Consider the following 12,646-nt stretch of genomic DNA (forward strand, 5'->3'; position numbering starts at 1 on the left):
GGAGCCGGGCTGCCGGCGACATTGAGCGGGGGTCCGGCCGTGACGTCGTACGGCGGTGGTTCGTAGTCGACGACGGGGGCGGTGAACGCGCCCGGCTCGAAGGGGATCTGCGATGCGGTCAACGGACCTCTCCAGCGATTCTTTTTGCAGGACTGCGAGCGGTGCCTGCTGGAGAGGAACAGACCTGTCCATGATCCCATGGTTTGCGGGGCCAGAACGCACCCGTGATGCGCACCTGCAGAATTGGCGGTTACCGTGTCGGGGGGTTCGGTGAGCAGGACGTCAGCTAGGGAAGGGTAGCGCCGAATATGGTGACCAGGTTGTCGGCGACTGACGCGTCTTTTTTCGGCCTGGAGAACTCGTCGACCCCGATGTATGTGTCCTCGCTGTCGATACTCCGCAAATCCCGCAACGGGCTGAGCTACGACAGCCTTCTCGAGACGGTCGAACAGCGTCTGCCCCAGATCCCGCGATACCGGCAGAAGGTGCGCGAGGTGACTCTCGGGCTGGCCCGACCGGTGTGGGTCGACGACCGCGACTTCGACATCACCTACCACATCCGCAGGTCTGCGCTGCCGTCCCCGGGCAGCGACGCGCAGCTGCACGAGCTGGTGGCGAGGCTGGGGTCTCGCGCGCTGGACAAGACGCGGCCGTTGTGGGAGATGTATCTGGTCGAGGGACTGGCCGGTAACCGTCTGGCGATCTACACGAAATCGCACCAATCGCTGGTCAACGGGATGACGGCGCTGGAGATCGGGCACGTGATCGCCGACCGCACACAGAAGCCGCCCACGTTCGGCGAAGACATCTGGATCCCGGCCCGCGAGCCGAGCGACGAGCAGCTTCTGTTGGGGGCGATCGGCGAGTGGATCGCCCGGCCCACCGCCCAGCTGGCCGCCGTCCGTACGGCGGTCACGGGCGTGGCCACCAACTCCGGGCAGCTGCTCGAGGTGGGCCGCCGGTTCAGTGCGGCGGCACGGACCTTCGTCAGGGGCAGCGCGCCGTCCAGCCCGCTGAACTCGAAGGTGTCGCGCAACCGCCGGTTCACCGTCGCCAGCGCCAAGCTGGAGGATTACCGCAGCCTGCGCGCCCGCTACGACTGCGACGTCAACGACGTGGTGCTCGCGGTGATCGCAGGTGCGCTGCGCAACTGGCTGCTGTCGCGCGGCGAACCGGTGGCACCGACCAGCACCGTGCGGGCGATGGCGCCGATGTCGGTGTATCCGGACGCCGAGATCGATTCGGCTGGACCGGGTCAGGCGATCAGCGAGGTCTCGCCGTTTCTCGTCGACCTGCCTGTCGGGGAGGGCAATGCGGTGGTGCGGCTATCCCAGGTCGCGCACATGACCGAATCGCATTCGACGGCGGCCAGCCTCGTCGACGCAAGAACCATCGTCACGCTGTCCGGTTTTGCGCCACCGACCTTGCACGCCATGGGAATTCGGGTGGCGACGACCTTTCCGGCCCGGCAGTTCAACCTGCTGATCACCAATGTGCCTGGTGCCCAGAGGCAGATGTACATCGCAGGCGCCAAGCTGCTCGAGACCTATGCGGTGCCTCCGCTACTGGACAGCCAGGTGCTGGCGATCGGCGTCACCTCTTACAACGGCATGCTCTATTTCGGGATCAACGCCGACCGCGACGCGATGAGCGACGTCGACGTGCTGCCGTCGCTGCTGCGCGAATCCCTCGACGAACTGCTCGAAGCGGCTCAGTAACGCAATCGTTGCGTCACCAGGTATTGACGCAGGCTGTCAACACCGTTCGAATAAATCCACCATGACAATCAGCCGTGAATCCCCTGAGACTTCGCAAGACCCCGCCGCCCCGGCGCCGGCCGCAAACGGGCAGACCGGATCGCACCCGATCTTCGCGGTACCGATTGACGACGAACTGCACACCCGCAACCGCGGGCTCGACAAGGTGGTGTTCGGCATCACTGCGATCATCGCGCTCGGGTTCCTGGTCTGGGGCTTCGTCAGTACCGCGACATTGGCCAGCGCATCGGGGTCCGCGCTGACCTGGATCATGGACAACACGGGCTGGCTGTTCGCACTGACCGCGTCCGGCTTCGTGGTGTTCGTGCTGTGGCTGGCGCTCGGCAAGTTCGGCAGCATCCCGCTGGGCTGTGACGACGAGGAGCCCGAGTTCCGGACCATCTCATGGGTCGCAATGATGTTCAGCGCAGGCATGGGCATCGGCCTGATGTTCTTCGGTGTCGCCGAGCCGTTGACTCACTTCGCGACCCCGCCGCCCGGCACAGGTCCGGCCGGGAACACCGAAGCGGTGCAGACCGCGATGGCCACCACGCTCTTTCACTGGACGCTGCACCCGTGGGCGATCTATGCGGTCGTCGGGCTCGCGATCGCCTACGGCGTCTACCGCAAAGGCCGCATGCAGTTGATCAGCGCCGCCTTCGAGCCGCTGCTGGGCAGTCGCGCCAACGGGCCGGGCGGCAAGGTCATCGACATGCTGGCGATTTTTGCCACCCTGTTCGGCTCGGCGGCCTCCCTGGGCCTCGGCGCGCTGCAGATCCGCAGCGGGCTGCACATCGTGGCCGGCATCAGCGAGACGGGCAACACGGTGCTGGTCGTCATCATCACCGTGCTCACCGTCGCGTTCGTGCTGTCGGCGGTGTCGGGTGTGGCCAGGGGCATTCAGTGGCTGTCGAACATCAACATGGTGCTCGCGGTGCTGCTCGCCGCATTCGTGTTCGTGGTCGGGCCGACCATCTTCATCCTCAACCTTCTGCCCACCTCGCTGGGCAGCTATTTCTCCGACATCGCGATGATGTCGGCGCGCACAGGGGCCGAGGGCGCAGAGGTCGACACCTGGCTGCAATCCTGGACGATCTTCTACTGGGCGTGGTGGATCTCCTGGACGCCCTTCGTCGGCATGTTCATCGCCAGGATCTCGCGCGGCCGGACCATCCGCCAGTTCGTCACCGGTGTGCTGCTGGTGCCGAGCCTCGTCTCGCTGGTGTGGTTCTGCGTCTTCGGCGGCGCGGCGATCAAGGTGCAGCAGGACGGCGTCGATCTGGCAGGCGAGGGCAGCATCGAGGCGCAGCTGTTCAGCCTGCTGGACCAGTATCCGATTGCGATCATCGCCAGCGTGCTGGTGATGGTGCTGGTGGCGATCTTCTTCGTGTCCGGCGCCGACGCCGCATCGATCGTGATGGGTTCGCTGTCCGAACGGGGCACGATCAAACCCAGCCGGGGCACCGTCATCTTCTGGGGTGTGGCGATGGGTGCCGTCGCGCTGGTCATGCTGCTGGTCGGCGGCGAGGATGCGCTGACCGGTCTGCAGACCATCACCATCATCGCCGCGCTTCCCTTCGTGCTGGTGATGGTGGGGCTGGCGGTCGCACTGGTCAAGGATCTGCGGCAGGACCCGCTGATGGTGCGTCGCAGATACGCCGCAGAGGCGGTGGACAGCGCGGTCGTGCACGGCGTGACCGAACACGGCGACGACTTCATGATCTCGGTGGAGAAGGATCGGGGCGGGGGCCACTAACCTTCCCCTGGTGCGTGTCTATGTGCCTGCGACCCTGGCGATGCTGCAGCGACTTGTCGCCGAGAGGGAGATGACCGCCGTCAACGGGACGGCGTTCGCGGTGACACCGACGCTGCGCGAGTCCTACGCCGAGGGGGATGACGAGGAGCTCGCCGATGTGGCGCTGCGGGAGGCGGCGCTGGCCTCGCTGCGGCTGCTGGCCGGGGCTGCCGACGAGCCGTCGGCGGGCCTCCCGCCGCGGCGCGCGGTGCTGGTGGCCGAGGTAGACGGCGCAACCGCCCGGCCCGACCTCGACGACGCCGTCGTTCGGTTGTCCGGGCCGGTCACTATCAGCGACGCAATCGCGGCCTACGTCGACAATCCGACCGCCGAGCAGGCCGTGCTGGCCGCGATGGACGCGATCGACTCAGCCGATCTGGGGGATGAGGATGCCGAGCTGACCGTCGGCGATGCGCAGGACCACGACCTGGCCTGGTACGCCACCCAGGAACTGCCGTTCCTACTGGAATTTCTCTAGTTCGACTGGATACGGGTCCGTAGGTTACGGTACCGTAGGTTGGGTGGCCAAGAACAACATCAAAGTCTCGGCCAATGTCGCCGACACCGTCCGGCCGAAGATCGCCGGCACCAAGGATCACCCTGGCTGGCACGCCCTGCGCACCATCGCGGAACGGATCACCACACCGCTGTTACCCGACGACTACCTCAAGCTCGCTAACCCGCTGTGGTCGGCTCGTGAGCTGCGGGGCCGGGTGGTGGAGGTGCGCCAGGAGACCGTCGACTCCGCGACGTTGGTCATCAAGCCCGGGTGGGGCTTCTCTTTCGACTACCAGCCCGGCCAGTACGTCGGCATCGGACTGTTGGTGGACGGTCGCTGGCGGTGGCGGTCCTACTCGCTGACATCCAGCCCGGTGACATCGGCTCCGAGCCGAACCATCACGATTACGGTCAAGGCGATGCCCGAGGGGTTCCTGTCGACGCACCTCGTCGGAGGCGTGGCGCCAGGCACGATCGTCCGACTGGCCGCCCCGAAGGGCAATTTCACGATGCCCGATCCGGCTCCGGCCTCGGTGCTGTTCATCACCGCCGGGTCGGGTATCACCCCGGTGATGTCGATGCTGCGCACGCTGTCGCGGCGTGACCAGATCACCGACATCGTGCACTTGCATTCCGCGCCAACAGAATCCGACCTGATGTTCGCGGCTGAGCTGGCCGAGCTGCAGCGCAGTCACCCCGGATACCGGCTGCATGTGCGCACGACGCGCGATCAGGGCCGCCTCGACTTCTCTCGCCTGGGTGACGAGGTGCCCGACTGGCGGGACCGCCAGACCTGGACCTGCGGGCCCGAGGGCATGCTGACCGCCGCCGAGGGTCTGTGGTCGTCGGCAGGCCTGCAAGAGCAACTGCACCAGGAGCGGTTCGCGGCCGCCCGCACGGCGGTGCACGGCCAGGGCGGCACGGTTGAATTCGCCCGCAGTGGGAAATCGGTGACCGTGGACGCCGCGACGCCGCTGATGGAGGCGGGCGAGGGCGCGGGTGTGCAAATGCCGTTCGGCTGCCGGATGGGCATCTGCCAGTCCTGTGTCGTCGGTCTGCTCGACGGACACGTGCGCGACCTGCGCACAGGGGTAGAACACGAACCGGGAAGCCGTGTTCAGACGTGCATTTCCGCAGCATCTGGCGATTGCGTGCTGGACGCATAAGGTTTACTGGCTGGTAACCTACGGAGTCGTAGGTTACGGTAGCGTAGGTACAAAGGAAGGGGACAGAACGATGGCTATCACCGACGTTCCGGCATTTGCGCACTTAACCGATGCCGACATCGAAAACCTCGCTTTCGAGCTGGACACCATCCGCCAGGATATCGAGGACTCCCGCGGCGGGCGGGACTCGCGCTACATCCGCCGCACCATAGCCGCGCAGCGCGCGCTGGAGGTGGCGGGCCGACTGATGCTGGCCGCGGGATCGAAGCGCTCGGCCTGGTGGGCAGGGACCGTCACATTGGGCCTCTCCAAGATCATCGAGAACATGGAGATCGGCCACAACGTCATGCACGGCCAGTGGGACTGGATGAACGATCCCGAGATCCACTCCTCGACGTGGGAGTGGGACATGAGCGGGGCGTCCAAGCACTGGCGGTTCACCCACAACTTCATGCATCACAAGTACACCAACATCCTCGGCATGGACGACGACGTCGGCTACGGCACGCTGCGCGTCACACGGGATCAGAAGTGGAAGCCGTTCAACCTCGGCAACATCCTCTACAACACCATCCTCGCGATCGGCTTCGAGTGGGGCGTCGGCCTGCAGCACCTGGAGCTCGGCAAGATCTCCAAGGGACGCGACGACCGCGCCGCCACCATGAAGCGTGTGAAGGAGTTCGGGGTTAAGGCCGGCCATCAGGTGGCCAAGGACTACATCGCCTACCCGGCGCTGACGTCGCTGTCCCCGTGGGCGAGCTTCACCTCGACCCTGAAAGCCAACGCGGTCGCCAACGTGATCCGCAACGTCTGGTCCAACGCAGTGATCTTCTGCGGTCATTTCCCTGACGGCGCAGAGAAATTCACCAAGACCGACATGGTCGGCGAGACCAAGGGTCAGTGGTATCTGCGGCAGATGCTCGGCAGCGCCAACTTCGAGAACGGCCCGGCGCTGCGGTTCATGAGCGGCAACCTGTGCTACCAGATCGAACACCACCTCTATCCGGACCTGCCGAGCAACCGGCTCCACGAGATCTCGCTCCGGGTCAAGGACGTGTGCGACAAGTACGACCTGCCGTACACGACGGGATCGTTCTTGGTGCAGTACGGCAAGACGTGGCGGACGATCGCCAAGCTGTCCCTGCCGGACCGCTACCTGCGCGACACCGCCGACGACGCACCCGAGACCCGCAGCGAGCGGATGTTCTCCGAGCTGGAGCCCGGCTTCGTCGTCGTCGATCCCACCACCGGGCGACGTCGCGGTCTGAAAACCGCGATCGCGACGGTGCGGAAGTGGCGACGCGACAGGCGCACGGCAAGGGAAGCGACCACTCCCGACGACCTGGCAGCCTGAGACTGGACCAGCGGGTTACAGTTAGGCGGTGTCGCCGCCAGATAGTCGCGGGGCGAGGTCACGGCTGACCTCCCGCGGTGTCGCGACCCGCAACCGGATTGTGCTCGCCGCTGCGGAGATCATGCACGTCCAAGGCGTCGCGAGCACCACCATCGACGAGGTGCTGGCCGCGAGCGCGACCAGCAAGTCGCAGTTCTATCAGCATTTCGACGACAAGTCGGAGCTGGTGTACGAAGTCATCACCTTGCGGGCAGACGAGATCCTGTCCTGGCAGCGGCTGCGGCTGGAGAAGGTGGATTCGCTACGCGGACTTCATCAATGGCGCGACGCGATGGTGCAGCGCTGCGTGCTGCGCCGCGGCCTGTGGGGCTGTGAGCTCGGGTCCCTGGCCGCCGAACTGTCCGACACCGACGACAAGGCGCGGGCCTCGCTTGCCGAGCATTTCGCCGAGTGGCGGGCGATCCTGGCGGCCGCACTGGAGCGGATGCGCGACAACGGCGTGCTGGGCACCGACATCGACGCGCCCGCGCTGGCCACCGGGCTCCTGGCCGCCGTCGAGGGCGGTTATCTGCTGTCCCAGACTGCGCACGACCCGCGTCTGATGCAGACATCACTCAACGCCGCAATCGCCCACATCATGTCTTTTGCCCCGGACAGCAGCGAGCGGGCCAGTCGTTGACTGGCCCGCTCGGTCCGATCTGGCGCTTGCGCTAGTTGTCGCCGGGACGGGCGGTCGGCGCAGGCGGTGCCTTGACGTCGGGCGAGAACGGGTTCGGTCCGTTGGGATCGAGCCGCGGCGCCTTCTCCGTCGGGCTTGCCGACGGTGACGTGGATGTCGTTGTGGTGGTTGACGTTTCGGATGGAGCCTCTTTCTCCTCGCTACCGCACGCGGTCAACGCTCCCATCGAGATGATGGCAGCGATACCGAGTGAGGCGGCGACTCGACGGGTCGACCAGCCTGTCTTCATGATGGAGTCCTGTTCGTAGCGTAGAACGACATGGAAATACGAACTGAACTATATCGTCCAGTTATCAGCCCAGTCAATGCCGATATCCACTACAAATGAGACCAGATAGTCCAAACTGCAGGGGCGTCAGTCGGGGATGTAGTCGAAATCGTCCGGGTTGGCTCCCGTGCGGCCCTTCTCGCCTTTGTCCAGTTCGGTGAGCGCGTCGGCGTCGTCGGGGCTCAGCTCGAAGTCGAAGATGTCGAAGTTCTCCCTGATCCGCTCGGGCGTCACCGACTTCGGGAACACGATGTCCCCACGTTGGATATGCCAGCGCAGCACCACCTGAGCCGGCGACTTGCCTGTCGCGTCCGCGATGCCTTGGACAACCTGGTCGTCGAGCACCGCGCCCTGCGCGATCGGCGACCACGCCTCGGTGGCGATGCGGTGCTTCTGCCCGTAGGCGCGCACGTTGTCGTTGGTGAAATACGGGTGCACCTCGATCTGGTTCACCGCAGGCACGGTGTCCGTCTCCTTGGCCAACCGCTCGAGGTGCGGCACCTGGAAGTTCGAGACCCCGATGCTGCGGGCCCGGCCGTCCTTCTTGAACTCCTCCAGCGTCTGCCACGTCGAGACGAAGTCGCCGTCGTACAGCGTCGGCAACGGCCAGTGGATGAGGAACAGGTCCACGTAGTCGAAGCCCAGCGCCGACAACGTCGCGTCGAACGCGCGGCGGGCGTCGTCGGGCTTGTGGAAGCCGTTGTTGAGCTTGCTCGTGACGTACACGTCCCCGCGGTCGATGCCGAAGTCGCGGATGCCCTGACCGACGCCCGCCTCGTTCTGATACATCTCGGCGGTGTCGATGTGCCGATAGCCGATTTCCAGCGCTTTTCTGACGGCCCCGGCGGTCTCGCCAGGGTCGATCTGGTAGACGCCGAATCCGAGTTGCGGAATTTCGGCGCCGTCGTTGAGTTCAATGGTCGGTACTTCGCTCACAGTTGATCCTCCTCGTCGTCAGCCTGCCCCGTCTTCGATCAGGTCAAACACGCCCATTCCGCCATTTATGTCCACCGATCGGGGGACGTCCGGTTCACCCGCTGGTCGGCCCGATCGCCCGACATACAGCGCCGCCCCGCTGCGGCAGTCTTGAGTCAAGGCCGGAACACACCGGCGGACCACCGAAAAGCTCACTCACACAGGAGAATTGAAATGATCAAGAACGTCTTCGCCCGCTACCTCGTCCTGCTGACCGTCGGCGGGAGCCTGCTCGGTGGCGCCGCAGTAGGCCTGGCAGGCATTGCCAGCGCCGCGATCGCCAACGGTCCCAGCGGTCCCGGCTACTCCTACGCCCCGAGCGTCAAGGCGAAGCCGGCTCCGACGCAGAAGCCTGGCTGGCACAATCACCACGGCATCTGGCACATCAAGACGCAGAACGGCATCTAATCTGATCTCGCGAAGAGAAGCCCTCCCCGACATCGGTGAGGGCTTCTTGCGTCGAGCACTGGTTACTGGCCTTCTCGCAGCCCTTCTCGCATCGCCGCTAACAGGCGCCGCGCGGCCGCGACCCGGTCGGCCGCTGGCCCGGTCAGCTCGTCCAACGCACACTCGGGGTCGGCGGGCGGACCGAGGTGGCCGCAGCCGCGGGGGCAGTCCTTGATGGCTTCGGCCAAATCGGAGAAGGCCAGCATCACGTCGTCCGGCTCGATGTGCGCCAGCCCGAATGACCGGATACCGGGGGTATCGATGACCCAGCCGGACCCGTCCAGCGGTAACGCCACCGACTGCGACGAGGTATGCCGCCCCTTCCCGACCCCGGAGACATCGCCGGTGGCCCGATCCGCCTGCGGCACAAGTCGATTCACCAGTGTGGACTTCCCGACGCCGGAGTGGCCGAGCAGCACCGTTACCTTGTCGACCAGCAGCGGTGCGACGGCGTCGAGCGGGTCGTCGCGGCCCGCGATCGCGATCGTCAGGTCCAGGCCCGCGAACTGCGCGGCGAACGGCTCGGGCGGCGCGAGGTCGGTCTTGGTCAGGCACAGAATCGGCGTCAGCCCGCCCGCGTATGCGGCGATCAGCGTCCGTTCCACAAGGCCGGTGCGCGGCGGCGGGTCGGCGAGCGCCACCACGACCAGCAGTTGGTCGGCGTTGGCTACCACCACGCGCTCGGTGGGATCGGTGTCGTCGGCGGTGCGGCGCAACACCGTTCGACGATCGCCGCGGCGCACGATGCGCGCCAGGGTGTCGGTGTGCCCGGAGATGTCGCCCACCAGGCCGACATCGTCGCCGACCACGATCGACGTCCGGCCCAGCTCACGTGCCCGCATCGCCGAGACAACGCGGTCGGGGTCGCGGCCGAGCGCGCAACCCCACCGCCCGCGGTCGACCGTGACCACCATGCCGTCCTGGGCGTCGGCGTGGTCGGGGCGGATCTTGGTCCGCGGCCGAGAGCCGCGCCCCGGTCGGATCCGGACGTCGGACTCGTCGTATTCCCTGCTCAAACCCCGAACCTCAAGGCTCTGGCGTCGACGCCTGGCCGGCCAGCATGCCGGCCCACATCCGCGGGAAATCCGGCAGTGTCTTCGCGGTGGTGCCGATGTCCTCGACCTCAACCCCCGGCGTCCGCAGCCCGACGATCGCACCGGCCGTCGCCATCCGGTGATCGGCGTAGGACCGCCACACGCCGCCGTGCATCAGCCTGGCGGTGATGACGAGGCCGTCGGGTATCTCCTCGCAATGCCCGCCGAGGCCGTTGATCTCGGTGCGCAGGGCGGCGAGCCGGTCGGTTTCGTGGCCGCGCAGATGGGCGATCCCGGTGAGCTGCGATACCGAGCCCGGCGAGGCGAGCGCGGCCAGAGCGGCAACCGCCGGTGCCAGTTCGCCGACATCGTGCAAGTCGACATCGAAGCCGCCGTAGACTCCGAGGCCCTGCACCTCGAGATACGAATTGCTGTGCCGCGCAATGGCTCCCAGCTTCTCTAGAATGCCGAGGATGGCGTCCGCGGGTTGGGTGCTCACCGATGGCCAGCCTGCGATGCGCACGATCCCTCCGCTCGCGACCGCTGCCGCGAGGAACGGTACCGCGTTGGACAGGTCCGGCTCGATCACCCAGTGCCGTGCCGAGATTGGGCCGGGCGACACCCGCCAGCGGTTGGCCTGGGTGTCGTCGACGTGCACGCCCGCATCGCGCAGCATCGCCACCGTCATCGCCACGTGCGGCGCCGAGGGCACTGAATCGCCGGTGTGCACGATCGTCAGACCATCGGTGAAGGACGCACCGGACAAGAGCAGCCCGGAGACGAACTGCGACGACCCCGAGGCGTCGATCTCGACGAGGCCACCGGCGACCGCTCCCGTACCGCGCACCGAGAACGGAAGGCCGTCACCGTCGATGTCGACGCCGAGCCCACGCAGTGCGGTCAGCAGCGGCGTGATCGGGCGGCCGCGGGCCTGTTCATCGCCGTCAAACACCACGGTCTCGGTGGACAGCGCCGCGACCGGTGGCACGAACCGCAGCACGGTGCCCGCAAGGCCGCAGTCGACGGTGGCACCGGCGGACGGGTCGATGCCGCCGCTGACCGTCAGCTCGGAGTCGTCGCCGTCGACTCCGACGCCGAGCGTGCGCAGCGCACCGATCATCAGATCGGTGTCCCGGCTGCGCAGCGCGCCGCTGATCGTGGACGCACCTTCGGCGGTGGCCAGCGCTGCGAGCACGAGCGCCCGGTTGGTCTGCGACTTGCTGCCGGGCACCGTCACCGTGGCGTGCACCGGCCCCGTCGTCGTCGGCGCCTGCCAGTCCGTCACGGCTCCATCCTGCCCTGTCGCCGCTTTCTGCCACCATGGAATGTATGTGCGGGCGATTCGCGGTAACCACCGATCCGGCGCTGCTGGCCGAGAAGATCCAAGCCATCGACGAGAGCAATGCGGCCACCGAGGGCAAGGACGCGGGCGGGCCGAACTACAACGTCGCGCCGACCACCACGATCAGCACCGTCGTCAAGCGACACAGCGAGCCCGACGACGAGTCGACGCGGCGGCTACGGCGGATGCGGTGGGGCCTGGTGCCGCCCTGGGCCAAGGAGGCCTCCGAGGGCGTCCCGGACACCAAGGGCCCACTGCTGATCAACGCTCGCGCGGAGAAGATCACCACATCGCCCGCCTTCCGAAGCTCGGCGAAGAACAAGCGCTGCCTGGTCCCGATGGACGGCTGGTACGAGTGGCGCGGTGAGAAGGGCCACAAGACGCCGTTCTACATGTACGGGGCCGACGGCGAGCCGCTGTTCATGGCGGGGCTGTGGTCGACGTGGCGGCCGAAGGGGGCATCGAAGGACAGCCCGCCGCTGCTGAGCGCCACGATCATCACCACCGATGCGGCAGGCCCGCTGGCCGAGATCCATGACCGGATGCCGCTGACGATCAGCAGTAGTGACTGGGATCGCTGGCTCGACCCCGACGCACCGGTCGACGAGGGTCTGCTGCGCGGGCACGGCGACCTCGACCGGATCGAGATCCGCGAGGTGTCACGGCTGGTGAACAGCGTCCGCAACAATGGCCCCGAGCTGATCGAGCCTGCCGAGGCACAACCCGAGCAAGCCACGCTGCTGTAGGTGTCAGCGTCGCCGCGCCGTCACCACCACATAGGGGCCGTCGAACGCCACTTGACCGTCGGCGCCGGCGTTGTTGCGCATCGCCTCCTCGAACGCAGCCAGCAGCTCGCCGCGCTTGGTGTCGTCGAGGTTGGCGAGCAGCGAGACGTGCATCGGCGACTCGTACTCCAGCAGATGCATTGCGTCGTCGACCGATCCCAATCGCCATGTGTGCATGCGGGTTTCGATGGTGACATCGTCGAAGTCCGCGGCCAGCCGGTCCGTGATCACGTCGGCGATTCCCCACTGATCGGGGGAATAGGCCGAGGCGGGCGGTGATCCGAGCACCGCGACGACTGGCCGGTAGAACGGGATGTCGCGATCCGGCACCCAGGAGGAGAAGCCCAGCACTCCACCCGGCCGCAGCAGCCGCGCGATCTCGGCGACCTGGCCGGCGGGCTCGACGAAGATGATGCCCATGTTCGACAGCGCGGCGTCGAATGATCCGCTGGGCAGCCCGGTGTCCGAAGCGTCGGCCGTCACCCA

General features: G+C 66.7%; 13 protein-coding genes. 8 read left to right on the forward strand and 5 right to left on the reverse strand.

The genetic code is table 11. The annotated features are described in order from the left end of the window. Nucleotides 1-308 precede the first annotated feature (308 nt). From QOJ24_RS15945 to QOJ24_RS15970, 6 genes are all read left to right on the forward strand, one after another. A complete protein-coding gene (locus tag QOJ24_RS15945; RefSeq protein WP_526262849.1) occupies nt 309-1,718 on the forward strand; it encodes a WS/DGAT/MGAT family O-acyltransferase in 1,410 nt (469 codons plus the stop codon). 61 nt (nt 1,719-1,779) lie between these two features. Further along, nucleotides 1,780-3,513: a BCCT family transporter gene (locus QOJ24_RS15950; RefSeq protein ID WP_526262851.1), complete on the forward strand. Its 1,734-nt coding sequence runs from the start codon at nt 1,780-1,782 to the stop codon at nt 3,511-3,513. Nucleotides 3,514-3,520: 7 nt separating this feature from the next. Then, the gene (locus QOJ24_RS15955) at nt 3,521-4,030 is read left to right on the forward strand and encodes a DUF6912 family protein (protein ID WP_526262873.1); all 510 of its coding nucleotides are present in this window, start codon (nt 3,521-3,523) and stop codon (nt 4,028-4,030) included. A gap of 43 nt (nt 4,031-4,073) precedes the next feature. Continuing rightward, complete coding sequence (locus QOJ24_RS15960; RefSeq protein WP_526262853.1) at nt 4,074-5,216, forward strand: ferredoxin reductase; 1,143 nt, start codon at nt 4,074-4,076, stop codon at nt 5,214-5,216. Nucleotides 5,217-5,286: 70 nt separating this feature from the next. Then, entirely contained in the window at nt 5,287-6,570 is a 1,284-nt protein-coding gene (locus QOJ24_RS15965) for a fatty acid desaturase family protein (RefSeq protein ID WP_526262855.1), read from the forward strand. A gap of 28 nt (nt 6,571-6,598) precedes the next feature. After that, the gene (locus QOJ24_RS15970) at nt 6,599-7,249 is read left to right on the forward strand and encodes a TetR/AcrR family transcriptional regulator (protein ID WP_526262857.1); all 651 of its coding nucleotides are present in this window, start codon (nt 6,599-6,601) and stop codon (nt 7,247-7,249) included. A 31-nt stretch (nt 7,250-7,280) separates the two neighbouring features. On the opposite strand, the gene QOJ24_RS15975 is transcribed toward QOJ24_RS15970, so the two are convergent. Both QOJ24_RS15975 and QOJ24_RS15980 read right to left on the reverse strand, forming a co-directional pair. Next, on the reverse strand, nt 7,281-7,538 hold the full coding sequence (locus tag QOJ24_RS15975) for a hypothetical protein (protein ID WP_526262859.1): 258 nt from the start codon (nt 7,536-7,538) through the stop codon (nt 7,281-7,283). A 126-nt stretch (nt 7,539-7,664) separates the two neighbouring features. After that, a complete protein-coding gene (locus QOJ24_RS15980; RefSeq protein WP_526262861.1) occupies nt 7,665-8,513 on the reverse strand; it encodes an aldo/keto reductase in 849 nt (282 codons plus the stop codon). A gap of 213 nt (nt 8,514-8,726) precedes the next feature. Between QOJ24_RS15980 and QOJ24_RS15985 the strand changes: the two genes are divergently transcribed. Further along, a complete protein-coding gene (locus tag QOJ24_RS15985; protein ID WP_526262863.1) occupies nt 8,727-8,960 on the forward strand; it encodes a hypothetical protein in 234 nt (77 codons plus the stop codon). Nucleotides 8,961-9,022: 62 nt separating this feature from the next. Here the strand turns inward: QOJ24_RS15985 and rsgA are convergent, their stop codons facing one another. Together rsgA and aroA are read right to left on the reverse strand one after the other, a co-directional pair. Continuing rightward, complete coding sequence (gene rsgA / locus QOJ24_RS15990) at nt 9,023-10,015, reverse strand: ribosome small subunit-dependent GTPase A (RefSeq protein ID WP_526262865.1); 993 nt, start codon at nt 10,013-10,015, stop codon at nt 9,023-9,025. Nucleotides 10,016-10,025: 10 nt separating this feature from the next. Then, nucleotides 10,026-11,318 (reverse strand): 3-phosphoshikimate 1-carboxyvinyltransferase, encoded by a 1,293-nt coding sequence (gene aroA / locus QOJ24_RS15995; RefSeq protein ID WP_526262867.1) that lies wholly within the window; start codon nt 11,316-11,318, stop codon nt 10,026-10,028. Nucleotides 11,319-11,362: 44 nt separating this feature from the next. On the opposite strand from aroA, the gene QOJ24_RS16000 reads away from it, so the two are divergent. Then, a complete protein-coding gene (locus QOJ24_RS16000) occupies nt 11,363-12,121 on the forward strand; it encodes an SOS response-associated peptidase (protein ID WP_526262869.1) in 759 nt (252 codons plus the stop codon). 3 nt (nt 12,122-12,124) lie between these two features. Here QOJ24_RS16000 and QOJ24_RS16005 read toward each other — a convergent pair. Beyond that, on the reverse strand, nt 12,125-12,646 hold a 522-nt coding region (locus tag QOJ24_RS16005), incomplete at its 5' end, for a methyltransferase domain-containing protein (protein WP_526262871.1).

Source organism: Mycobacterium sp. (genome assembly GCF_032159775.1).
Lineage (GTDB): Bacteria > Actinomycetota > Actinomycetes > Mycobacteriales > Mycobacteriaceae > Mycobacterium.

Coding starts and splice junctions, on each gene's coding strand:
- QOJ24_RS15950 (WP_526262851.1), top strand. CDS start 1,780: ATGACAATCAGCCGTGAATCCCCTGAGACTTCGCAAGACCCCGCCGCC.
- QOJ24_RS15965 (WP_526262855.1), top strand. CDS start 5,287: ATGGCTATCACCGACGTTCCGGCATTTGCGCACTTAACCGATGCCGAC.
- QOJ24_RS15985 (WP_526262863.1), top strand. CDS start 8,727: ATGATCAAGAACGTCTTCGCCCGCTACCTCGTCCTGCTGACCGTCGGC.
- QOJ24_RS15945 (WP_526262849.1), top strand. CDS start 309: ATGGTGACCAGGTTGTCGGCGACTGACGCGTCTTTTTTCGGCCTGGAG.
- QOJ24_RS16000 (WP_526262869.1), top strand. CDS start 11,363: ATGTGCGGGCGATTCGCGGTAACCACCGATCCGGCGCTGCTGGCCGAG.
- QOJ24_RS15975 (WP_526262859.1), bottom strand. CDS start 7,538: ATGAAGACAGGCTGGTCGACCCGTCGAGTCGCCGCCTCACTCGGTATC.